General features: G+C 41.2%; 25 protein-coding genes and 1 tRNA gene. 13 read left to right on the top strand and 13 right to left on the bottom strand.

Features of this window, described 5'->3' with window-relative positions:
• Window positions 1-8: 8 nt before the first annotated feature.
• Genes queF through KT990_RS03560 form a run of 3 tightly spaced genes read right to left on the bottom strand, consistent with a single transcriptional unit; the run spans window position 9 to window position 2,529 of the window.
• Entirely contained in the window at window positions 9-824 is an 816-nt protein-coding gene (gene queF / locus KT990_RS03570; protein WP_005097527.1) for an NADPH-dependent 7-cyano-7-deazaguanine reductase QueF, read from the bottom strand.
• On the bottom strand, window positions 824-1,597 hold the full coding sequence (locus tag KT990_RS03565; RefSeq protein ID WP_005097525.1) for an ABC transporter permease: 774 nt from the start codon (window positions 1,595-1,597) through the stop codon (window positions 824-826). Before KT990_RS03565 ends, queF begins: the two co-directional genes overlap by 1 nt.
• Window positions 1,594-2,529, bottom strand: coding sequence for an ABC transporter ATP-binding protein (locus KT990_RS03560; RefSeq protein ID WP_005097523.1), 936 nt, complete (start codon window positions 2,527-2,529; stop codon window positions 1,594-1,596). The genes KT990_RS03565 and KT990_RS03560 overlap by 4 nt, the downstream gene beginning before the upstream one ends.
• A gap of 178 nt (window positions 2,530-2,707) precedes the next feature.
• Here KT990_RS03560 and KT990_RS03555 point away from each other — a divergent pair.
• Window positions 2,708-2,783 (top strand) — tRNA-Arg (locus KT990_RS03555).
• Window positions 2,784-3,268: 485 nt separating this feature from the next.
• The gene (locus KT990_RS03550) at window positions 3,269-4,186 is read left to right on the top strand and encodes a LysR family transcriptional regulator (protein WP_005097509.1); all 918 of its coding nucleotides are present in this window, start codon (window positions 3,269-3,271) and stop codon (window positions 4,184-4,186) included.
• A 37-nt stretch (window positions 4,187-4,223) separates the two neighbouring features.
• On the opposite strand, the gene KT990_RS03545 is transcribed toward KT990_RS03550, so the two are convergent.
• Window positions 4,224-4,397 (bottom strand): hypothetical protein, encoded by a 174-nt coding sequence (locus KT990_RS03545; protein WP_005097508.1) that lies wholly within the window; start codon window positions 4,395-4,397, stop codon window positions 4,224-4,226.
• An 876-nt stretch (window positions 4,398-5,273) separates the two neighbouring features.
• Between KT990_RS03545 and KT990_RS03540 the strand changes: the two genes are divergently transcribed.
• Entirely contained in the window at window positions 5,274-5,492 is a 219-nt protein-coding gene (locus KT990_RS03540; RefSeq protein ID WP_005170167.1) for a hypothetical protein, read from the top strand.
• A 161-nt stretch (window positions 5,493-5,653) separates the two neighbouring features.
• Here the strand turns inward: KT990_RS03540 and KT990_RS03535 are convergent, their stop codons facing one another.
• From KT990_RS03535 to KT990_RS03525, 3 genes are all read right to left on the bottom strand, one after another.
• Window positions 5,654-6,004: a hypothetical protein gene (locus KT990_RS03535; RefSeq protein WP_005170170.1), complete on the bottom strand. Its 351-nt coding sequence runs from the start codon at window positions 6,002-6,004 to the stop codon at window positions 5,654-5,656.
• Between the two features lie 198 nt (window positions 6,005-6,202).
• Window positions 6,203-6,868 (bottom strand): hypothetical protein, encoded by a 666-nt coding sequence (locus KT990_RS03530; protein ID WP_218209178.1) that lies wholly within the window; start codon window positions 6,866-6,868, stop codon window positions 6,203-6,205.
• Between the two features lie 100 nt (window positions 6,869-6,968).
• Window positions 6,969-7,667 carry a DNA polymerase III subunit epsilon gene (locus KT990_RS03525; RefSeq protein ID WP_005097503.1) on the bottom strand — a complete coding sequence of 233 codons (699 nt, stop codon included), beginning with the start codon at window positions 7,665-7,667 and terminating at the stop codon, window positions 6,969-6,971.
• Between the two features lie 538 nt (window positions 7,668-8,205).
• Between KT990_RS03525 and glyA the strand changes: the two genes are divergently transcribed.
• The 6 genes from glyA to ahpF all read left to right on the top strand — a co-directional run bounded on the left by glyA (window position 8,206) and on the right by ahpF (window position 15,359).
• Window positions 8,206-9,456 (top strand): serine hydroxymethyltransferase, encoded by a 1,251-nt coding sequence (gene glyA / locus KT990_RS03520; RefSeq protein WP_005097502.1) that lies wholly within the window; start codon window positions 8,206-8,208, stop codon window positions 9,454-9,456.
• Window positions 9,457-9,959: 503 nt separating this feature from the next.
• Window positions 9,960-10,364 carry a nucleoside diphosphate kinase regulator gene (gene rnk / locus KT990_RS03515; protein WP_005097501.1) on the top strand — a complete coding sequence of 135 codons (405 nt, stop codon included), beginning with the start codon at window positions 9,960-9,962 and terminating at the stop codon, window positions 10,362-10,364.
• A gap of 291 nt (window positions 10,365-10,655) precedes the next feature.
• Complete coding sequence (locus KT990_RS03510; RefSeq protein WP_218209177.1) at window positions 10,656-11,447, top strand: tellurium resistance protein; 792 nt, start codon at window positions 10,656-10,658, stop codon at window positions 11,445-11,447.
• A 16-nt stretch (window positions 11,448-11,463) separates the two neighbouring features.
• Window positions 11,464-12,597, top strand: coding sequence for a toxic anion resistance protein (locus tag KT990_RS03505; RefSeq protein WP_074383320.1), 1,134 nt, complete (start codon window positions 11,464-11,466; stop codon window positions 12,595-12,597).
• 33 nt (window positions 12,598-12,630) lie between these two features.
• Window positions 12,631-13,548: a hypothetical protein gene (locus tag KT990_RS03500; protein ID WP_218209176.1), complete on the top strand. Its 918-nt coding sequence runs from the start codon at window positions 12,631-12,633 to the stop codon at window positions 13,546-13,548.
• 245 nt (window positions 13,549-13,793) lie between these two features.
• Window positions 13,794-15,359, top strand: a complete 1,566-nt coding sequence (ahpF, locus tag KT990_RS03495) for an alkyl hydroperoxide reductase subunit F (RefSeq protein ID WP_218209175.1) — start codon at window positions 13,794-13,796, stop codon at window positions 15,357-15,359.
• 270 nt (window positions 15,360-15,629) lie between these two features.
• Here ahpF and KT990_RS03490 read toward each other — a convergent pair whose 3' ends face one another.
• The 3 genes from KT990_RS03490 to KT990_RS03480 form a co-directional block, all read right to left on the bottom strand.
• Window positions 15,630-15,884 carry a YfhL family 4Fe-4S dicluster ferredoxin gene (locus KT990_RS03490; RefSeq protein ID WP_218209174.1) on the bottom strand — a complete coding sequence of 85 codons (255 nt, stop codon included), beginning with the start codon at window positions 15,882-15,884 and terminating at the stop codon, window positions 15,630-15,632.
• A gap of 2 nt (window positions 15,885-15,886) precedes the next feature.
• Window positions 15,887-17,278: a tRNA 5-hydroxyuridine modification protein YegQ gene (gene yegQ, locus KT990_RS03485; protein ID WP_416378412.1), complete on the bottom strand. Its 1,392-nt coding sequence runs from the start codon at window positions 17,276-17,278 to the stop codon at window positions 15,887-15,889.
• Window positions 17,279-17,428: 150 nt separating this feature from the next.
• Entirely contained in the window at window positions 17,429-17,839 is a 411-nt protein-coding gene (locus KT990_RS03480) for a Cd(II)/Pb(II)-responsive transcriptional regulator (protein ID WP_218209172.1), read from the bottom strand.
• An 85-nt stretch (window positions 17,840-17,924) separates the two neighbouring features.
• Between KT990_RS03480 and KT990_RS03475 the strand changes: the two genes are divergently transcribed.
• From KT990_RS03475 to KT990_RS03465, 3 genes are all read left to right on the top strand, one after another.
• Window positions 17,925-18,548 carry a cation transporter gene (locus KT990_RS03475; RefSeq protein ID WP_100329024.1) on the top strand — a complete coding sequence of 208 codons (624 nt, stop codon included), beginning with the start codon at window positions 17,925-17,927 and terminating at the stop codon, window positions 18,546-18,548.
• Window positions 18,549-18,736: 188 nt separating this feature from the next.
• On the top strand, window positions 18,737-18,988 hold the full coding sequence (locus tag KT990_RS03470) for a hypothetical protein (protein WP_005097487.1): 252 nt from the start codon (window positions 18,737-18,739) through the stop codon (window positions 18,986-18,988).
• 18 nt (window positions 18,989-19,006) lie between these two features.
• Window positions 19,007-19,183, top strand: a complete 177-nt coding sequence (locus KT990_RS03465; RefSeq protein WP_005097486.1) for a hypothetical protein — start codon at window positions 19,007-19,009, stop codon at window positions 19,181-19,183.
• A 79-nt stretch (window positions 19,184-19,262) separates the two neighbouring features.
• Here the strand turns inward: KT990_RS03465 and KT990_RS03460 are convergent, their stop codons facing one another.
• Window positions 19,263-20,042, bottom strand: coding sequence for a ferredoxin--NADP reductase (locus tag KT990_RS03460; RefSeq protein WP_005097483.1), 780 nt, complete (start codon window positions 20,040-20,042; stop codon window positions 19,263-19,265).
• 105 nt (window positions 20,043-20,147) lie between these two features.
• On the opposite strand from KT990_RS03460, the gene tsaA reads away from it, so the two are divergent.
• Window positions 20,148-20,852 carry a tRNA (N6-threonylcarbamoyladenosine(37)-N6)-methyltransferase TrmO gene (gene tsaA, locus KT990_RS03455; RefSeq protein WP_218209171.1) on the top strand — a complete coding sequence of 235 codons (705 nt, stop codon included), beginning with the start codon at window positions 20,148-20,150 and terminating at the stop codon, window positions 20,850-20,852.
• Between the two features lie 45 nt (window positions 20,853-20,897).
• Here tsaA and KT990_RS03450 read toward each other — a convergent pair whose 3' ends face one another.
• Both KT990_RS03450 and KT990_RS03445 read right to left on the bottom strand, forming a co-directional pair.
• Window positions 20,898-21,935: a hypothetical protein gene (locus tag KT990_RS03450; protein WP_218209170.1), complete on the bottom strand. Its 1,038-nt coding sequence runs from the start codon at window positions 21,933-21,935 to the stop codon at window positions 20,898-20,900.
• A 130-nt stretch (window positions 21,936-22,065) separates the two neighbouring features.
• Window positions 22,066-23,325 carry an MgtC/SapB family protein gene (locus KT990_RS03445; RefSeq protein ID WP_218209169.1) on the bottom strand — a complete coding sequence of 420 codons (1,260 nt, stop codon included), beginning with the start codon at window positions 23,323-23,325 and terminating at the stop codon, window positions 22,066-22,068.
• Between the last annotated feature and the right edge of the window lie 140 nt (window positions 23,326-23,465).

Here is a 23,465-nt window from a genome sequence, read left to right as displayed (position 1 = left end):
CAATGTTTTTATTGTCGCGCTAATCGAATAGGGCGAGGCATCCATGTTAAATCCGATACACGGCAAGGGTTGATATCCAATCCACCGCGGCGTGTATAGGTTGCGTAGACCATCAGCTTTTCCGGTTTCAGTTGTTGCCAGAGATCGGCAAACATCTGCTCCACGCATTGTTCGTGAAAACCGTTATGCTGACGATAAGAAATAATATAAGCCAAAATACTCTTATAACAAGGTTTTTTGCCCTGATAGCGTATAAATACTGTACCCCAATCCGGTTGTCCAGTGACTGGGCAGTTACTTCTTAATAAATGTGAATACAGCTGGATTTCAACTTCTTCGGTATGGTTCGCATCCAGAGCCAAAAGACTCGCATCAGGATGATTTTCCAGACGTTCCGGAATTAGTTCATCAATGCAGATGCCTTCAGGTTTGGCAACTTCCAAGTCATCAACCTGAAATAAATCTAACGTAATCTCTGCGCCAGCCGCAGCAGATAAATCTTTTTCCACCGTGGTGATAAAGTCAGCTTGAGATTCAAATTTGGCAAAATTCAAACTATTAAAGTAGAGCTTGAGTGATTTGGATTCAATCAGATTCGGCGAAGAAGCAGGCAGGCTGATCCGTCCAATTGCGACTTGCGGCACACCGGCTGAATTTAACCAAGAAATTTCAAAAACATGCCACCAGTCGGTGCCTTGCTGAATCGCGTCGACATGCGCGTATTGTTCACGAGCAGGTGCGCGCGAAATCGGAAACAGAACATCCGGCTGATATTCTGTCGGGTAATTGGTGTCTTTACCAAGAAGAGATTGTTCTACACTCATTATTCACGCATTCCTGAACCACGGGAGAGTAAATGATAGGCCAATGCATAGAGCAGGCCGCAACATAAGGTGACCACTGCAAGTGAAACAGTTACATTGACATCGCTATGTCCTAAAATGCCATAGCGGAAGGCATTGACCATATACACCACAGGGTTGATCAAAGATAAATTTTGCCAGAATGGACTTAAGGCAGAAATTGCATAAAACACACCGCCTAAATAAGTCAGTGGCGTTAAAACAAAGGTCGGGATAATCGAAATATCATCAAAAGATTTGGCATAGACGGCATTGATAAAACCACCCAAAGAAAACAGCAGGGAGGTAATCAATACGGTATAAATCGTCACAAACCAGTTGGTAATGTATAGATCTGCAAAAAACAAACTCACGGCACTAACAATAATCGCCACCAGTACTCCACGAATCACACCGCCCAGCACATGTCCCCAAAGAATGGCATGCATCGGTACCGGACTCATGACCAGCTCTTCAATACTCTTTTGAAATTTTGAACTGAAAAAACTGGAAGAGACGTTGGCATAGCTGTTGGTAATCACGGCCATCATGATCAGACCGGGCACAATGAACTCCATATAGCTATAGCCGCCCATGTCTCCAATCCGCGAACCGATCAGATTGCCGAAAATCACGAAATACAAGCTCATGGTGATGGCAGGTGGTAACAAGGTTTGCGGCCAGATCCGCATAAAACGGCGGACTTCTTTATATACAATGGTATATAAAGCTACGCTGAGTTGATTAATGTTCATTGCGCAGCTCCATCCAGATTTTTTTCGACCATTTTGACAAAAAGCTCTTCCAGACGATTGGATTTGTTACGCATACTGCGTACCTGAATATTCTGTGATTCCAATAGCTGGAACAGATCATTCATGCTATGTGCCTTGTCCATGGTAATTTCTAAGGTCATCGGGTCGATTAAATTAAATCGTACCCCGATAATCTCCAGATGCAAAGGTTCAATCGGTGCTGCAAGATCAAAAATAAAGGATTCTTCATTCAGCTGACTTAGGAAGCTCTTCATGCTGGTGTCTTCTTTAATCACACCACGATCGATAATCGCAATGCGGCGACACAGCATTTCGGCTTCTTCTAAATAGTGGGTGGTGAGAATGATGGATGTCCCTTGCTCATTCATCTCGTTCAAAAACTCCCACATTGAACGACGTAATTCGATGTCGACACCCGCAGTTGGCTCATCCAGAATCAAAAGTTTCGGTTCATGCATCATGGCACGTGCAATCATCAAGCGACGTTTCATACCGCCCGACAGCATACGCGCCTGCGTTGCACGTTTTTCCCATAGGCCCAGCTTGGTCAGATAGAGTTCAGCCCGTTGCTGTGCAATTTTTTTAGGAATACCGTAATAGCCGGCTTGCGTCACCAGAATGTCGAAAGTTTTTTCAAACTGGGCGAAGTTAAATTCCTGAGGAACCACACCTAAACACTGTTTGGCTTGGGAGGGGTGGGTATCCAGGTTGTGACCGAAAATTTCGACTGTGCCGGCGGTTTTTTTTGTTAATGAACTGATAATACCGATGGTGGTGGATTTTCCGGCGCCATTTGGCCCCAGAAGTGCATAAAACTCACCTTCTGGTACACTTAAGTTGATTCCTTTTAATGCCTGAAAGCCATTGCGATAGGTCTTTGACACATCTCTTAAGATCAGTGCATCAGTCATGAATATCTCAAATGGTGAAAAGTTGAGATATTGTGAGTGATCTTGGAAAATAAGCCAAGTGATTCACATGGAATTCTGTGTTGCTGTTTTGGAACATTGTATAAAGTCTAAGCATAAAATGACGAAGTTATAGATAGTTGCTTTACCTTATGATTTTTTTTGTTATGATGTGCATCGCGCGCTCATAGCTCAACTGGATAGAGTACAGGTCTCCGAAGCCTGTGGCGTGGGTTCGAGTCCCGCTGAGCGCACCATTTTCTTATTTCTTACAACATAAAAATCTCTCTAAATTAAATCTTTATATCAGATCGCTTTTCATAAAACATTTTATTCAGTGCCACCATATAGATTGCATTGCTTAAATCGAATCTCAAACTCTGTCTTTTCACTTTATTTGATACTGCTCAAAAATAATCTTAAAAGTTTTCAGACAAACAAATGACATGCTCATTTTCTTTTACTTATTCTGATTCTATATTTTGAGTTGATGCGCTAATTCACAACGGCTTTGAATATTTTGAATACGAGAGCTGATTGCAATGCAGAGTACGACTCTTGAATATCTTGAGGATGAAATAACTCAAATGTTTTAATAAACCCATTTTTGAACAGATTATTTGTTGAGTAAAATTCATTAAAATAATTTAAACGTGAAAATATTGAAGTGATTATTCTGAAATAGATTATGCTATTCACCAAGCTTGAGTAGCTGGTTTCTGTATTTTTTTGGGTAAGCCATATGATAGAACTACGACATTTAAAAACACTGACAGCGCTAAGAGAACATGGATCACTGGTTGCAGCAGCAGGAGATCTCTGTTTAACACCTTCAGCTTTGTCTCACCAATTGCGCGAACTCGATCAATGGTTCGGGGTTGAAGTGGTCAATCGCCGTAGTCGCCCTGTGAGTTTTTCTAATGTAGGTTTACGTTTGTTGAAACTGGCTGATGATGTGCTACCACAAGTACAGATAGCGCAAAGTGATATCACACGTATTGTGCATGGACAGACAGGCCGTATTATATTCTCGTCAGAGTGTCATAGTTGTTTTGACTGGCTAATGCCACTTTTGAATCAGTATCGTATCCAATATCCAGATGTTGATTTGGATTTTGCTTCGGGCTTTGAAGCCAATCCGCATGAATTGTTACAAACGGGCGAGTTTGACTTACTGATTACTGCCGATCCGATTGCACTCAAAGGTGTGGAATATTTCCCGGTATTTGAATATGAATCACGTTTGGTGTTGTCTAATACACATCCTTTAGTACGTGCCCAAGAGATTACGGTGCAGGAACTGGCAGAAGAAACATTAGTAACTTATCCGGTAGATAAGCATCGTCTGGATATCATGTCACGCTTGTTTATTCCTGCGAATATTTTGCCAAAACAGATTCGGACGACCGATTTGACTCAAATGCTGATTCAGCTTGTTGCCAGTGGTCGTGGGATTGCGGCATTGCCAGATTGGGTGGTAAATGAATATGAACAGAAGGGCTGGGTGACTTCGCGCCGTCTGGATTGTGTAGCCCCTGAAGGCTTACGCCGTACTTTATATGCAGGTTATCGAACTGAAGAAAAACAGAAAGATTACTTTGAGGGATTCTTAAAGCAGCTTGACCGATTTTCTAAAAAGCGGGCACAGTATTACACTTGATCCTAATCTCAAAGGAGCAGACTCAATAATATGAATATTAAGGATTCTGTTCCTCTTCATCCTGATGTTGTTGACGGATTTGGTCTCTTTTTACCTGAGGGTCTTTATCTACGCCCAGCTGACCGCGCTGCATCTCTCGATCCTGTTTTTCTTGTGGATCCAATTCCTCTTCTGGAAATTCTTCATTAATTTTTTCATCTGGATGAGTCATCGCAATATACCTTTTTTTAAAATATAGATTTTTTTTTGATCGATTTAAGATCGGGTTTGAGTACATTTGTTTATTGTATATGAGTGACTTTATTACACTGTTGTTTTATAACTGATTTGATTTTATAAATTGTTATGCTTGTAAGTGTGTTTATACAGTACATTTTAAATAAAAATTAGTGCTTTATGTTCAAAATAACAATGGATTATATCTATAAGAAAATTACTTTTAATTCGGCTAATTACAGCGGTTCCTGTAGAGGTTTGCTAATTTCTGAGTAGCGCTTATTATTCTCAATAATTTAAAAAAAATAAATTTTAAAAAACTGAATAAATTAATAAAGGATGATGTGAACACATATTGAGCTAAATTAACTTAAATTAAAATTTTATAGAAATTATATATTTATTCTAAAAATATTTCCTTCTAAAAAATAATAATATTGGAAATTAATAAGCCTGAAATATCATAATTTAGTTTTGAAAAATGACAATTTAAATCTTGTATGAGTCTTCTTTTAGAAGTGTAAAGAGGGCTTGTAGGTCTGAAAAATGTTGCTATATTGAACTCATGGTAGGTCGTAAAACCAATAAGACGCTACCGATAAGTTGGACGGATCAATGACAGTTAGTTGAGTTTGATGTTGATCACCAAACAATAAATCTAGCACTAGCCATCCAACACAGAGCTCGCAGCAATGCGAGCTTTTTTAATGTCTGTTATAAAGCTTTGTTTAATGATTCCAGATGATTTCTTTTCTAATTGATTCCTATAAAAAAAGTTTACATTGCCAAATTCGCTAACATCTTGACCCTAAATAAGCGATTTAAGTGTGATATAAAAAATGGAAACTTAGGAAATAGAAAGGAGAGAGAAATGTCAAAGATTATTGATATAAAGGTGAAAGACCAATTTAGCAAGGTCATTGAGGCGAAAGCTTTATTACGTTCATTTGTAGAGCAACATCAGCATGATGCAATTGATCTGGTAAAAAAAATTGAACATATCGTGGTAGATGGCGAAACTATTTTACCGAGTATTGAACTGTTATTTGAAAGTCAAAAGTCTTCAAATATTTATAAAGTCGTAGAATAACTGGATCAATACGTTATACAAAGGTGAAAAAATTGAGTCCATCTATCCGATATTACAGGTTTAGCCATTAAAAACTCACCTTCCTGGTGAGTTTTTAATGAATGCAGAAAAGCAAAATTTATCCCCTATTAATAAAAAAGCCCACCGAGGTGAGCCAGAAATTAGATGTGCTTAAGTTGTACATTCACATCATATTTTTCAAATTCTTGCAGAATCTGTTTTAAGGTTTTCTGAGCGGTGATATGTTCGGGGCTTAAAGAAATTTCCTGACGAGTATTACTGTCAAAACATTCAATGGCTTGAATCAGCCAATGGTGCTCGATAGAGCTTTTTTGAATCACTACACGTCGCGGTTGTAAACTGTCACTGAGCTGGCGGGGCAGTACATAGGTAATTGCCAGTTGCACAAGTTCTAGTTCTTCAGCCGGACTTAAAAAGGTAATGACCCAATTGCCCACCTTGCTCAGTTGCATGGGGTTATCAAACGCATCGAATTCTAAATAATGTGGCATATAGCAACCAAGCGGATTTTAATGATCACTATATGGCGAGATTTTCAGGTTTTTTCTATCCCGCTTAAGTCTGATATTTCAGGATTTAAATTTAGAGATAATATAAATATAGTGTAAAATCAATTGTCTATATTTGAAATCTAAATCTGCTTGATTGCTAAAGTCACTCATTTAAGAGTTTAAAAGACTAAGACATGCTTATTCATGAGCTTGATTTTGCTGTAATTGTGCCAAAGAAAAATTGATCTGTTTTAGAATGTAATTCAATTCTTGCGGAGGAAGTCGGCTTTCCTGCAGTGAGGTGATCCACTGTATTTGGCACATTTTTAAACTGCGCACATCCTGTACCTGTAAAATATGCTGAATTTGCTGTTTGGCCATCAAGCCACAATATTTTTGTAAGCTTTCCATCATCATATATTTGAGGTCTTCAAAAGATAAAGCTTGCGGTTCGGGTAGATGGGGTTGATTGTCTGGATTTGTTTCAATAGATGAGTTTTCTTGCAGCTCTTCGATAGGAACTAGGAGGTTTTTGCGGTTCTCGGTTACAGAAGGGACGGGCAGAGGTGAATTTAAGGGACGGTAAATCTCGGAATGCGCCAAATTGATTTTGGTATCGACTTCTGTGCCGGTCTGATGTGGACTGTTTGATATTATGCTGGTGTGAGCCGGAACAATTAAATCCATTTCACAAAGTTGCTCTAAAAGCTCGGCGGGAGCTAGTTGCTGCTTTAATCTCTCATGTAACAGATCAAAATCTTTGCTGCCGATTAGCACCAATAAGCGGCGTTGGCGTGCGGTCAAGGGGATAGAGCGATTCTGTAGCACCTCGATCCCACGTGGAGTTTTATAAAAATGCATCATAGCTGAATGAGTTGTTCCCTAAATTCAGCTAGAGCATAGTCTGGGATAATTACAATAATATGAAGAATATATTAAAAAACAGATACTTGTTTTAAGGATTTTAAAGCGTGCTAATCGCGGTATTTTCGAGAGCCTTGCGCAAATAAGGATCCAGTTCATCTTGCCGCAATAGCCATTGCACATAGTCGGCAGGAAGCTCTGCAATTGCGCTACCACGATGTTTACCAAAGTTAATCGTACGTGGAATTCGGGCATCTTCAGAAGCATCGAACAGTTCCTGCATACTGTTAATTTTCAGGTGATGTACGATATGCATCAGGATGTTGGCAGTTAAAATAATATCCATATCGGCACGATGCGCTTTACGGATCATTTCACGTGCTCGTTCACTGCCTTTGGTAATCATATAAATCAGTGCAGAAATATTATGTGCTTCTGCATCGGGCCAGACCCGACGTGCTAAAGCCAGTGTACAAATCGCTTTAATTTTCGAGGTATCTACCCCACATTTTTCGACAGCACGAACGTCATAATCAATATTATGACCAATCATATAAATCGTTTCATCTGGCAGGCGAAAGGTACTGTAATGTGGCTGACCTTCCAGATCAGATTCCAGAATATGATGCACCGCCATGGCGGCAAAAGAAATGGGTTCGTCACATGAATAGAGCTGATCAAACAGGCGGCTTTTATCCATACTGATTTTATGGTCTACAATTGCGACAGGCGCATAGGCAATTTCAATGGGTTGACCATTTAAAGTATGCGTTTCGGTATCAAGAATAATGGCCTGCATGCGTTGAGCACCATAAAAGAAGAGACAGACTCATATTAACGATAAATTGGGAAAAAGATTAGGCTGAATATTAAAAAATATACTTTTTAGCGCAAAGAATGCTGTCAATAAATCCAATCTTGCTGCAGGTTAAGGTTCAGAACTCTCATGCAGGAAAAGATTTAGTGGTACACCTGAAATATTCTAAGGGTTAACACGAAGTCGCTGCTCTAGGTTTATAGGGGATAAAAAGGTAAGCGGAACTTAGCTTGAATCTCATTTTAAAATGCTTGCAAAGCGCTCGAGAAAACCAGTCTTTTCACATTTCAAGCAAGACTAGATGGTGAAGGAATAAAAAATGCTCAAAATTTTAAAAGTTAAAAACTTTAACGCCAATTCAATAATTTGATTTTACTTAAATTGGTCATGATTTCTAAAGGCTAGAGCAATATTTATAAAAAACTGCAGAAAGTTCATGATCGAAAATGCAAAACTTCATGCTACAATACGCGCCAATCTTAGCACGGCTTAAAAGCCCTAAATCAATAGGACCTCGCTAATGTTTGCCAATATCTCTATTGCTGAATTTGATCCAGAATTAGCTCAAGCAATCTCGAATGAAGATGCTCGTCAAGAAGCTCATATTGAGCTAATCGCTTCTGAAAACTACTGCTCACCAGCAGTCATGGAAGCTCAAGGTTCAAAACTCACTAACAAATATGCGGAAGGCTACCCAGGTAAACGCTACTATGGCGGTTGCGAATACGTAGACGTGATCGAACAATTGGCGATTGACCGTGCTAAAGAACTCTTTGGTGCTGATTATGCTAACGTTCAGCCACATGCTGGTTCACAAGCAAACTCAGCGGTTTACTTAGCGCTTCTTAACCCTGGCGATACAGTTTTGGGTATGAGCCTTGCTCACGGTGGTCACTTGACTCACGGTGCAAAAGTAAGCTTCTCTGGTAAAACATATAACGCGATTCAATATGGTTTAAACCCAGAAACTGGCGAAATCGACTATGAAGAAGTTGAACGTTTAGCGGTGGAACACAAGCCACGTATGATCGTTGCAGGTTTTTCTGCATACAGCCAAATCGTAGACTGGCAGCGTTTCCGTGACATCGCGGACAAAGTGGGTGCTTACCTGTTTGTTGATATGGCGCACGTTGCAGGTCTGGTTGCTGCTGGCGTTTACCCAAGCCCAGTGCAAATTGCTGACGTAACAACGACAACGACTCACAAAACACTTCGTGGTCCACGTTCTGGTTTAATCCTTGCGAAAGCAAACGAAGAAATCGAGAAAAAATTACAGTCTGCTGTATTCCCGGGTAACCAAGGTGGTCCTTTGGTTCACGCGATTGCAGCGAAAGCGATCTGCTTTAAAGAAGCGATGGCGCCTGAATACAAAGAATATCAAAAGCAAGTTGTGGTGAATGCAAAAGCCATGGCTGAAGTGCTAATCGCTCGTGGTTATGATATTGTGTCTGGCGGTACTGAGAACCACTTGTTCTTGTTGTCGTTAATCAAACAAGATATCACAGGTAAAGAAGCGGATGCCTGGTTAGGTGCTGCGCACATTACTGTGAACAAAAACTCTGTACCAAACGATCCACGTTCTCCGTTCGTAACTTCAGGTATCCGTATCGGCACACCTGCAGTAACAACCCGTGGTTTCGGTGAAGCTGAAGTACGTGACCTTGCAGGCTGGATTGCTGACATTCTGGATGCGAAAGGTGATGAAACGGTCATTAACGCGGTGAAAGCGAAGGTTGAAACTGTATGTGCTAAATTCCCAGTTTATGCATAATCGGTTTTAATCGGAAAGGAGCTCCCAACCGGGAGCTTTTTTTATAGCTGTTAAAATGACGAGAAAAAATCAGGATTTGGTTTAGCGCAATTCGAGTTAAACTATATCTATATCGCACCATGATTCAGGCCTAATATTTAATAGCTGATGTTGATAGGACAAGAAAATGAGTCATCAACAAAATCATATTGCGTTTTTCTGAATCTGGCTTAAAGTCTTTTATAGACCAATCTCATTTTTAAATATTTAAAAGAACTGATTTATTCATTGCCAGCTTTTTAGATCCACCCTGTACATTCTGCTTAGTACCTGAAAATTTTTATGCAAATTTCAGACGAGCTCAGGTGTTGGTGCAATAAGCGCTGTGAGTGAGATCATTTTCTTTAAATCTGAACATTGTATTTATAGGAATCATTCAAATATGGGCACAACCTGTATTTGGTGTTCCTGTTGGCTGTTGATTCATTAATTTTTTATTTAGGTATCTAACAAAGGTAATCAGGATGAATAAAACCACTATTATTTTATCTCAGCAGGATTTAGATCGTCTGGAAACCATGCTTGAGCATCAGACCAAGCTGAGCGAAACCATGATTCGTCTGGAAGATGAACTGGCACGTGCTGAAATAGTTGGCCCCGCGGAGATCGCAAGTAATATTGTCACCATGCATTCGCGTGTGTTACTGACTATTGCACCGTCTCCAGAGCCTGTGGAAGTCACACTGGTTTACCCACATGAGTTTAAAGGTGATAAAGGTCAGGTAAATGTGATTGCACCGATAGGCGCAGCCATTCTGGGCTTAGCCGAAGGTCAAACCATTGAATGGCCACAACCAGATGGCCACACCATGAAAGTGACTATTGAAAAAGTGCTTTATCAGCCAGAGAGTACCGGGGATTATCTCTGATATTGTCTTGAACGCATGCTCAAAAGCCATAGTAATATGGCTTTTTTCATCTATGATTTATGATTGATGTTCAAGAGTTTCATCAGACTAAGCTAGTAGTACAGCAAAATTTATCAAACACATTTGCTTTCATTGCAAAAAATATAATTAAAATAAAGATAAAACATGGATTTAGTTAAAGTGATGTAACGAATTTCTGGATAAATATACACAACGTGGTCTGTTTTTTTGCTACATTCGAGGATATTCAAGATTTTTATTTAATCTCTCTAAAAGGATACAGTCTTCGTCATGTCGCGATTTGAAGCTTTACCCGCCTTGACTGACATGTCTTTTGATCGTGAAGAAATACTGGCGATCAAACGTAATGAACTTGTGCCTGTACTGAGCCATCAATATGGACTGAATCATTATGCGGATTCTCTGATTCAGGCACAATCGGTGTTATTAAATGGGGTCGATCCGCATTTGACCCAACAGCTGAGCCAGACCATTGAGCAATTGATTCAGGCTTTGGCAGAATCTAAAAAATATCTGAAAAAACGTAAATTTAATGCACTACAAAAATGGCTTGGGATCGATCTGGATTATGGTTCGAGTCAGGTTGAATATTATCAGCGACTGGACCGTTTACTCGATCAAGCCGATCACTTAAGTCGTAAGTTACAGATTGAAATCCAGAAATCTCAGGCCCGTTTTCAGCAGCTTTTGGGTCTACGCGAGCAGATGGCCAAGCATATTGTCGCGGTAGACGAGTTTTTATCAGAATATCCGCTGTTCATCAAAAACCAGCATCCACTGGATAATTTTTCTGAGCGGCTTTCCAAGAAAATCAATACACTGCGTACCTTGCAAAGCAGTAATGATATTGCCATTACCCAGATGCAGCTTTCACAGCAGCTGTCCTTTAGCTTATTGGACCGTTTTAAAGAAGCGCAACAGGTCTTGATTCCGGCCTGGCAATATCATGTCCAACAAAGCCAGAGCAAGCACTCGACAAGTGATCTGGAAAAACTTGATAATAGCCGTGAAAGTCTGATTAAAACGTTAAAAAAATCCCTCGAGAAACCCTCGAAAACATAACAATATAAGGTGAACCATGACCAAGTCTGATTTAGTAAATTTACCTGTTGAAAGCTCGAATGAACTGGTCGAACAAAAATTTCAGCAAATGGATCTGAAAGAACTGGGCTTGCAACCTGCTGACTTTCAGGAAGTACTGGCAGCACGTAAAGAATTGCAGGATATGAGTCATAACAGCGTGGCTGAGTATGGTAAAAATATTGCGACCAAAACCTCGACCTATACTGATGAATTACTGAATCTGGTCCAAAATAGAGATCTGGATGCGACAGGGCAGAAACTGAATCAGGTGGTGCAGGTGGCCCAGCAACTGAATACCAGCAGCATTTTAAGTCAAAAGAAAAGTTCAGGTTTTTTTGGCAATCTCCTTAGTAAGTTCAAAGGTGCAAAAGGTAACTTTGATGCACATTTCAATACCACCAAAGAGCAGCTCGATGTGCTGGTTAAAGAAATTGAAACCTCGCAGTCCGGTTTGAAAGCGCGTGTAGATACCCTGGATAAAATGTTTGACGGGGTACAGGATGAATATAAACAGCTCGGGGTACATATTGCTGCCGGCCGTTTACGTGAGCAGGAGCTACAGCAGGAAATCTCCGCTTTAACCGCTTTGCCACAAGATCAAACCACAACACAGAAAATTTATGATCTGAACCATCTGGCCAATAATCTGGAAAAACGGGTCAGCGATTTGCAGGTTTTACAGCAATCTGCCATGCAAACCTTGCCGATGATCCGGATTATTCAGTCCAACAACCTGATGCTGGTCGACAAGTTTTATGCGATTAAAAATATTACTTTACCGGCATGGAAAAACCAGATCAGTCTGGCCATTTCTCTGAGTGAACAAAAGAACAGTGTCCAGCTGGCCAATACCATTGATGATGCCACCAATGAACTGCTGCGCCGTAATGCAGATCTATTGCATCAGAACTCTGTCGATACCGCAAAAGCCAATCAGCGCTCCGTAATTGATATCGAAACGCTTGAACATGTGCAAAACACCCTCATTAAAACAGTCAATGATGTGATACAGATTCAGAAAGAAGGTGTACAAAAACGCACAGAAGCAACCGTGCGTTTAAAGGCTTTACAGGATAATCTGAATCACTTGGTGATTGAATCAAGTACGAGCGGATCAAAGCCCAACTAAATATTGTGGTTGAAGATCTAAAAGGAGTAAAGATTGCCTCCCCTAGATGAATATGCGGTATCTCCTGGTGAGATCAAGCAAGGCGTGGTCGCGCTCAAGAAACGTCAACGCAATTTGATGTTATTGGGTATCACCAGTTCTACAGTATTGATTGCGTCCATCATTGGTCTGTTTTTTCAACAGGAACTGGTCTATGGCTTTTTTGGTCTGAGTACTGAAGTGCAGCAGTTACATTTGCCGGTCAGTGTAGATGCTACCTTGGCCAGTATTGGTGATAGCCCAGATTATTTTTTTAGTTTGCTGAGCTGGTTTGGCTGGCTGATTATTAAAATTTTTGCTGCTTTTATTGGTGCGTTTTTTATTATTGGCATATTAAAAAAGCTGCGCTTCTTTTATGTGCGTTTTCAGTCTTTTGTATTGAAATTTGTGGCCTGGCTAATTGCTTTTATCCTGATCTGGTCGGGATTGACCTATTGGCAACATGACCTAAGCAATGATCGGGATGACGCTTATCAGCGGGTGGTGTATTACGAGAGCAATATCAATGATAGTGAAATTGCCCGATACCTGGCCGATTCAGAGATTGCTGTACCGGTGAAGTCTTATTTGCTGGCGCAAACCGCACTATTGCATAAACCTCAAGATTTATCTGCAGCAAGACCCTATGTCTTGAATCTGGTGGAAACTGAAAAACAGGATGCAAAATTTGAGCAATATGGCTTTAAGCCGGAACAAATCTGGACCATGCAACAACAGGTTTATGGTCAAGCCATGACACCGGTTGCTAAGAGTGTCAATACGCAGGTACAACAGGCAGATCAGTTAAGTCAGGTCACCAATCTGGTGATTATTGGTATTGCGATTTTATCGGCATTTCTGAGTTTGATTCTATTTTTACTGGCCAATTCAATCAAAGGCCGATCCTTGCGTATCGAGCAACGGATTCATTAATGATCAGAATTGCCCCTAAATAGGGGGCAATTTTCACTTGAAACTTGTATATGATTTTTTAAGTGAGTCTACGCAATTTATTGGGCAGAGCCTAAACCTGAGTACAAATGGCGATACATCTATTAATCAGATTAATAATCTATAAAATCGATCAATAGTATAAAAACAAACTGTTTTAACTATTTTGATCCATGTATTACTATAGCTTCATCGAATAAACATTTACTCCTTTGGAGACGTTAGCAATGTTAGACCAAAATACTTCAGCTCAATTAAAAACACTTTTGGAACGCCTTGAAGGCCCAATCGAACTGGTTGCAACCTTAAACGATTCCGACAAATCTGCAAAAATCAAAGAACTGGTTGAGGAAATCGCAGCATTATCCGATCTGGTCACTGCACGTTTTGATGGCAAAAACCAACGTGCCCCAAGCTTCGGTATTGCCAAAGCAGGTGAAGAACCACGCGTCTACTTCGCAGGCCTGCCAATGGGTCACGAGTTCACCTCACTGATTCTGGCCTTGCTGCAAACCTCTGGTTATGCACCAAAAGTATCAGATGAAGTTCTGGAGTCGATTAAAGGCCTAGGCGTGCAATCAAACTTTGATGTATTCGTATCCTTAAGCTGTCATAACTGTCCGGATGTGGTTCAGGCATTAAACCTGATTGCAATCTACAACCCGGGTACGACAGCCACCATGATTGATGGGGCATTTTTCCAGGATGAAGTGGAAGAACGCAAAATCATGGCCGTACCGATGGTCTTCCAGGACAATGAACATATCGGTCAAGGCCGTATGACGCTGGAAGAAATCGTAGCGAAACTGGATACCAACTCTGCTGCCAAAGATGCGGAAAAGCTCAATGCCAAAGAAGCCTTTGATGTACTGGTGATTGGTGGTGGCCCTGCAGGGAATACTTCTGCGATCTATGCAGCGCGTAAAGGCATCCGTACAGGGATCGTGGCTGAGCGCATGGGCGGTCAGGTCATGGATACCATGGACATTGAAAACTTCACCTCCGTTCAAAAGACCCAGGGTCCGAAGTTTGCAGCCGAGATGGAAGCACATGTACGTGAATATGGCGTAGACATCATGAACCTGCAACGTGTCTCTGACATCAAAGGTGCAGATGAAACAGCCAATGGTCTGGTTGAAGTGACTCTTGAAAATGGTGCCAAACTTGAATCAAAAACCGTGATCCTGTCGACTGGTGCGCGCTGGAGAGAGATGAATGTTCCGGGTGAGCAGGAATACAAAACTCGTGGTGTAGCCTACTGCCCACACTGTGACGGTCCTTTATTCAAAGGCAAACGTGTTGCAGTAATTGGTGGTGGTAACTCGGGTGTAGAAGCGGCGATTGACCTGGCAGGTATTGTGGAGCATGTCACCCTGGTAGAGTTTGATACCAAGTTACGTGCCGATCAGGTACTGCAAGACAAATTGAACAGCTTGCCGAACACCACAGTGATCAAAAATGCCTTGTCGACTGAAGTGGTCGGTGACGGTGCACAGGTGACGGCGCTGAAATACAAAGACCGTGCTACAGATGAAGAGCATACGGTGGAACTGGCGGGTATCTTTGTACAGATCGGCTTGTTGCCAAACACCGATTTCCTGAAAGAAACGCCAGTTGCACTGAGCAACCGTGGTGAGATTATGATTAATGATCGCAATGAAACCAATGTCAAAGGTGTATTTGCGGCGGGTGACTGTACCACAGTGCCATACAAGCAGATCATCATTGCCACCGGCGAAGGTGCTAAAGCATCACTGTCTGCCTTTGATTACATCATCCGTTCAGGTCAGTAAAAAAATAGCATCCAGGTTCCCCAAAACCTGGATGCTCTATTCCGATTATCTTTGTTATACCTTTTTATAGGAACTCCGGACGCTAACACCAGAGTTCCTTTTTTTGTTTTTATCCTTGTTTTTCTTCTTTATAGATCAGCCAGAAGCCTCCCCAAATGCTTCTGACTGTTTCTTTCCTCTGTACTGTTTTTGTTTTGATTCTTCTTATTCAGCCTTCCCCAAGGTTATTTTTACTCATTGCAATATTTGTTCCAATACTGCATTCACAGTTTAAGATTGGAATAAATTCAAAGCTTTAAATTTTTCCATCAATTGGTTCTTTGTTTCCCGGTGTTGCGGATGTGGAATAATGCACTCAATTGGACAGACATCCACACAGGTCTGATGCTCATAGAAACCGACACATTCTGTACAGCGATTGATATCAATTTCATAGATTTTTGCGCCCTCATAAATCGCATCATTGGGACATTCGGGCAAACACATATCACAATTGATGCATTTGTCAGTAATCAGCAATGCCATGTTTAACTCGCCTGATAAGCCAGTGAAGATGCCGAAATATCTGCGGTTGATGTGGGCAAGTTGCGAATCAGTAGGGCATAGGTCATATCGACATCTGCCGGAACCGGAATTTCGACAATGTGACCTGAGCCTTTGGCATCTTTAATCAGGTTACCTTTTTTATCTTTTATTTCAGTTAAAGTGAAGCTGATGTTGCCTTGAGTGGTCATCAGCTCCAGTGAATCACCAACGACAAAGCGGTTTTTCACATCAATTTTGATGTAATCCGCATTGCGTTCCAGTACTTCGCCACAGAACTGCTGATGATCGAAACTGGATGAACCATTTTCATAGTTGTGATATTCACTATGTACATGCCGGCGCAAGAAACCTTCGGTATAGCCACGATTTGCCAGACCTTCGAGTTGTGTCATTAAAGATGAATCAAAAGATTTTCCGACAAGCGCATCATCAATCGCTTTACGATAAATCTGGGCGGTACGGGCACAATAGAAATAAGATTTGGTCCGACCTTCAATCTTGAGCGAATGCACCCCAACCTTGATCAAGCGTTCAACATGCTGTACCGCACGCAGGTCTTTGGAATTCATGAAATAAGTGCCGTGTTCATCTTCTTCGGCAGCAAACATATCTTCATCGTTGCGTTGCAATAATACCGGTTCATTAAATTGATGCTGCGCTTGCATGTGCTGTTCATCCGCATTGTGAGAACAGCAGCCAGAATCAAGATTTTTTAGCGGAATGACATCACCAGTTTCATCTTCCTGAGCTTCCAGAACTTTGTATTCCCAGCGACAGGCGTTGGTACATGCACCCTGATTGGCATCACGCTTGTTCATGTAGCCAGATAGCATGCAACGGCCAGAATAAGCCATGCACAGCGCACCATGTACGAAAACCTCAATCTCCATCTCCGGTACTTGCTGTTTAATCTCAGCAATTTCTTCAATCGATAATTCACGTGACAGAATCACGCGCGTGAGTCCCATATTTTTCCAGAATTTTACCGTTGCCCAATTCACTGCATTGGCTTGCACAGACAGATGAATATCCATTTCTGGAAAATGCTCGCGCACCATCATGATCAGACCCGGATCGGACATGATCAGGGCATCGGGTTGCATCGCGACCACCGGTTCCAGGTCACGAATAAAATTTTTCAGTTTGGAATTATGCGGCTGGATATTGACCACGACATAGAATTTTTTACCCAGATCATGGGCTTCCTGAATGCCAATCGCCAGATTGTCATGATCAAACTCATTGTTACGAACGCGCAAACTATAACGCGGCTGACCTGCATAGACTGCATCTGCACCATAAGCGAAAGCATAGCGCATATTTTTCAGTGAACCGGCAGGAGATAGAAGTTCAGTAACGGTTGTGATGCTCATGATCAAATCGAAAGACATATAAAAAGTACGGCTTTATTTTAGTCATCTAAAATTTGGATTCAACCTAGTAAATCACTCGGAAATAGGCTGTTTGGGTGAAAATGAGTGTTTTATTTTGAGTGAAATATAGCAATAACAATGGCTCAATATTCAATGAGTTTCGGTCTGCTCGAGTGTTTTTAAAATCTGGCAATGATCAATGGTGGTCGGAATATTGCAACTTTGACGAAGTGTACTGAGTTGTTGTTGAAACAACTGTAATTCCTTAATTTTTCTGGATATATCTTCTAAGTGCCGGTCAATCAGCTGATTCACTGCACTACATTCCTGCTGCGGATTCTGTTCGAGTTTAATCAGGGCTTCAATCTCTTTTAAGGACATGTCCAAAGCACGACAGCGTTTGATAAAAAGCAGCCTTTTCAGGGCTTCTTCACCATAATAACGATAGCGATTACTTGCTCGAAAATTCGGCTGTATCAAGCCTTTCTTCTCATAAAAGCGAATGCTATCTGTGCTTAAAGCAGTCTTTTTGGCTATTTCTGAAATTAAATAAACTGACATTGCTCGCTCCTGCTTGACCTTGGAGTTAGTCCATAGTTTCTAATTATTTTAACTCATTTTTTGCACGAAAGTATGGAAGATCAACATGGCCTGTAGCTGTAGTCATGAACCTGCTCCACCCAAACCTGACAGTAAGTTTAGAACGGCGTTATGGATTGCCTTGGTGGTGAACCTGACTTTATTTGTGGTAGAACTGATTGGTGGGGCCTATGCACATTCATCGGCTTTGTGGGCAGATGCCTTGGACTTCTTTGGTGATGCCGTCAATTATGGCGTCTCTTTGGCGGTCATCGGTGCAAGTCTGTACTGGCGCGCAACAGTCGCTTTACTCAAGGGAATGACCATGGCCTTATTTGGCCTGGTGATCATGGGAAAAGTCATTTATGCCTATCTGCAAGGCATTCCGCCAGAGGCACTGACCATGGGCTTGATTGGCGTACTGGCATTGCTGGCAAATGTATTTACGGCAGTCATTCTCTATGCCTTTCGCGAAGGTGATTCCAATATGCGGTCAGTCTGGCTGTGTAGCCGAAATGATGCCATTGGCAATGCTGCCGTGATTCTGGCAGCAGTCGGGGTTTTTGGTACAGGCAGTCTGTGGCCAGATATAATAGTGGCGATGATTATGGCGAGTCTTGGTTTAACTGCGGGTTATCAGATTGTGAAGCAGGCACTGGCAGAACGGGCATTAGGACATGAGTCAGCCTGATTCTGAATATTTAAGTTTTAATCCTAAAAAAGCTGCTTAACGGGCAGCTTTTTTATGGCCTGTATATTTTAAATAGATGAAAAATAAAGCTTTACAAATCCACTAATTTTAGAAAGAATCATCCGCGAAATTTATAGAATAGCAATATAACTTAACCATTTAATTTTTATTGTTTTTGAGGGGGGACAATGAACTTCATAAAACTACTTTCACTTGCGGCCATGGTGCTGATGACGGGCTGTAGCTCTATGGTCATCACTTATGATGCCACCGGTCAGGTGATTGGATCATGTAAAGCAACACGCGGTCTGCTTTCAACTGCAAGTGCCCATTGTGGTGGTTCAGGTAATGCGATGGGTGTGAATTACAATAGCGTGGATGCCAAGACGGGTTTGTTGCCAGCACTGCCAAGTCAAAACCAGATTAATTTAAAGCCATAAAGAATACAGGGGAATATCATGAAATTATCAGCACTTATTGCACTGGCACTGGTATTAACAGGCTGTGCATCGACAGTGACTACATTTGACTCGCATGGCCGTATGATCGGTTCATGTAAGGCAGAGAGTGGTTTTATCATTGGTGGTGGCGCAGGCTGTTCTGGTTCTGCCAATCAGGAAGGTCGTGATCGTTAATTTTTTAACTCCGATTCAAATCAAAAAACCGAAGCTTCAAGCTTCGGTTTTTTTAATTCTGATCATCTAAAATCAGATTTTATTTTTCCACAAATGCACGTTCAATCACGTAATCGCCTAGAACACCCATTTTAGGTGACTCTTTTAGACCGTGTTGGTCAAGAAGTGCAGCCACATCGTCGAGGAAGGCTGGGCTACCACACAGCATAGCGCGATCCGTTTCCGGGTTAAAACGTGGCAGACCAATTTTTTCAAACAGTTCGCCGGTTTCAATTGCAGTCGTAACGCGACCTTGGTTCGGATATTCTTCACGCGTCACAGTCGGGTAGTACACTAATTTTTCTTTCGCGCCGAGTTCAGAGAAGAATTCGTGATTTGGTACTTCATTCAAAATCAAATCTTGATAAGCCAGTTCAGAAATGAAACGGGTACCATGCACGATAATGATTTTTTCAAAACGTTCATAAGTTTCAGGATCACGGATGGTCGCTAAGAATGGTGCAAGGCCAGTGCCTGAAGACAGAAGATACAAGTTTTTGCCTGGGTTCAGGTCATCTAGCACCAAAGTACCTGTCGGTTTTTTAGAAATCAGGATGTCATCGCCGACTTTTACTTTTTGTAGAATGGAAGTCAGTGGGCCATCCGGCACTTTAATTGAGAAAAACTCTAACTCTTCTTCGTAGTTGGCACTTGCAATTGAATATGCACGCATTAAGGGCTTGCCATTGACTTCAAGGCCGATCATTACAAACTGACCGTTTTTAAAACGTAAAGCAGTGTCGCGAGTCGTTTTAAAAGAGAATAAAGTATCATTCCAGTGGTGGACGTGAGTAATCTTTTCGACGTTAAAAGCAGCCATTAAAGGTCTCAATAAATTATCAAATTAGAACAGCTTGCTATTCTAAACTAAATCCATTCTCTATAAACTGAATATATTTAATTGAGCTTATCAAAAAAAGTGATGATGAATGAACTCACACTGCCGATAATTGGCTATATGCATTCTCCCTACCAAGAAAAATTTGGCATTCCTCGTCAGCCCAATCTGGTTCAGGTTGAAAGCTATATTGAAATGGTCGGTCCCTATAATGACCTGTTGGCATTTGAAGGAATTGAGGCCTTTAGTCATCTCTGGTTGATCTGGCAATTTCATGAAAATAAACATCAGGATACCAATAAATTCCGTCCTCAGGTACGTCCACCACGTTTAGGCGGTAACCAGAAGATCGGCGTATTTGCCACCCGAAGCATGTATCGCCCGTCGCCCATAGGTCTCTCCGTGGTGCAACTTAAAGAAGTTAAAAAGGTCGGCAAGAACGTACGGGTTTATCTGAATGGAAGTGATTTGTTGGATGGAACGCCGATTGTAGATATCAAGCCTTATATTCAATATTCAGATGCCATAATTGATGCACAGAGTGCCTATGCGCAGGATGAGCCTGATCGTAAGAGCGTCATCTGGACCGAACAGGCAGAGCAGCAGAAACAGCAGTTACTGTTAAATGGGAAAATTTCTGTACAGCTTGTTCAAGAACTTGAACAGGTTTTGTCTTTAGATCCAAGACCGGCTTATCAGGATGATGAGGGGCGGATTTATGGAATGAAATTTGCGGATTTAGATGTGAAGTTTAAAGTTAATCTGAACTATGTCCAGATCATTGAGGTTTAAAATTTTTAGGGGGAAATATTCCCCCAAAAAATTGATCTAGATGAATTACATTACACTGTATTTATCAATCTCTTTACTTGCAGTGGAGTTGAAAACAGTACATTCTTTTTGTAATGATTGAATATATAACTCTCTTTCTAAAATTTCCTCTGCATCCGTAATTTTATCAGACTTAAGTTCTTTTAAAATTTGTGTTTCAAGTTCGATTTCTTTATTTAAAGAGTAATAAGTGCCTGCTTTATTGTATTCACCCATGCGATATTTATTATCAACTTGTACAAGAGCACTCATATATTCATTTGGGTAAATTGAATTCGAGATGAAAGCCTTATAACCGCCTAAGTTTACAGTTTTATATCCCTCAGAGAATATGTCTTGGAAACTATCAGAAGTCTCATAGGGATTTTTATACATCAGAATGAAGTCTTTACTCGAAGATAAACTTAATCCTCTTAAGCATTTTGAGCCACTTGGAAATGTCTTGCCTTTAAGTTTTGAAAGGTAACGGGTTCCGAAATCACCATAATTATTCAGCTTAGGTTCGGAAGAGACTAGATACAGATAAGTATCTATATATTCACTCAATGGTTTACCGGATAAATCGACTAAATCATATTTTTCAGTTAATTGAAGGCCTGTATGTCCAATTTTAGAGGATGGAATATAAGTTTTCTCAGTCATCGAGTTTTTTAGAAGTGATCCAATTTTGTAGCCTAATTCGGGATCTTTATTTAACTCTAATTCGTACAGACCTTCATTGGTTAAGTAATCCCCAAAAATATACAATTCATTTATATCAAGATTTTCCATATCTTTTCGGTTGCTTAAATAGTCTACCCGAACATACTGCGTATCACCTTTACTTGTAAAAGTGATTTTGTCGAATAAATAATCGGACCCAGTAAAATATGAAGGAGAATAGGCAGACCATTCAGAATCATTTGTTGTAGTATTTCCAGTTCCAGTTCCAGTTCCAGTTCCAGTTCCAGTTCCAAAATTTGAATCAGACGAAGATGAGCCCCCACCACAAGCACTTAGCATGAATGCACTAAAAATTGCGAGTGATAAATTCTTAAATTTCATAAAAAGTCCCTATAAAAATTATAGTAATAAAATTGTTTTTTAAAAGTAAAGCGAACTGATTATAATCAGTAAACATCAAAATTAAACTTGCAAAATATATAAAAATTAAATATTTAAATATACTTAATAATCAAAAAACCATCCACCACAACAGACCAATCAACACTGCCATATGCAGAATCTGTACTGGAACAAAGTACAGGGCAAATTTAAAGCCACCGGTTATCGCTGCATTGACTGATTTGGCTAAAGCATGAGCACCTAGCCCCAAAAGTAGGGCATAAATCAGGCGGGTATTGGACGGATCACCTTGAATGACCACACTGGCCATAGCTGCATGAATCTCGAACAAAGAAGCAAGCAAAGTCCCGGCCAGCAAGCCAGCATTTCCAAGCCAAAGTTCAAGACCGTATACTCCAGCCTGAATCAGGGTCAGCGTAACCGCAATAATGACGGCCTCTTTAAGGCTAAATATCTGGCTATCTTGTTCCTTTTCAGGTTGTTCCGGTGACCTGGCTTTGCGTAACAGCAGAAATGCACAGGCCGCCAATAACACCATCGCAACCAAAGAGGGGACAAGCAGAATTTTAAGCCAGCTCCATGAAACGCCTCCCACAACAATAAAGAGCAATACCAGTGTCGAAATACAGGACATGAGGGCTGCACCAGCATTGGATTTGGCATCGACTTCACCTTTACGTACCTGTAGACCCAAATGGGCAATAGTCGCGGTACTCGAGACAAAGCCCGAAGCAAGGGAGGAGAGCATGAGGGCATTTTTAGTGGAAAGAAGCCGCTTGGCCACGTGAGCAAGTGCCTGTACCACCAGAATTAAAGTCAGTAATCTCAAGATCAGGTGCGGATTGAGGACTTCTCCCCATAAAGGCGTATCAGGTGTCAGAGGCAGACCGATCAGAATCAGTGCCAGTAATAACAGTCCATCTCTAAATTCTGCTTCAGTGATCCATTGCCCGGCAAGATGATGCATGGAATGTTTGGCCATCAGAATAATCGTCAATATGACCGCGAGCCCGGCAGCCAGCGGAATGTTCCACAGGCAGATTGCCCCAATGAAATATGTCATGATGAACGCCAGTTCTGTGGTAATTCCAGGATCTTCAGGCTGATTTCGGATTGAAAAAATCACCATTCCCCCAACAATTAGCGCACCAGCAAGTCCAATACTTATACTGAACAGGAAGCATAGCGCACCCAATAAGGCACAGATGGCAAAAGAGCGTAAACCGGCAAAACTGGGTTGCTGTTCACGTTGTTTATGACGCTCTCGTTCCAGGCCAATTAACAAACCACAGCCCAAAGCCGCCGTCAGGATGGACAGAAACTCCTGAAAAGAGCTACTGCTATTCAGGGGTATCGCGCTAAAATCCAAGTTTCACCTCAGCCACCTAACAAAACATGCTGTTTGAAATATAGGCGATTCTTCTAGAGCGCGGCAAGCTGGAAATACAGTAAAGATTGAATAACGGTCGAGGCATCCCAGTATTTTTAAATCCATTCAGCAAAAGTGAC

This window comes from Acinetobacter sp. F9, from assembly GCF_019195275.1.
Lineage (GTDB): Bacteria > Pseudomonadota > Gammaproteobacteria > Pseudomonadales > Moraxellaceae > Acinetobacter > Acinetobacter pseudolwoffii.
The sequence above is the reverse complement of the archived record's forward strand: the minus strand, read 5'-3'. Positions and strand labels throughout refer to the sequence as shown.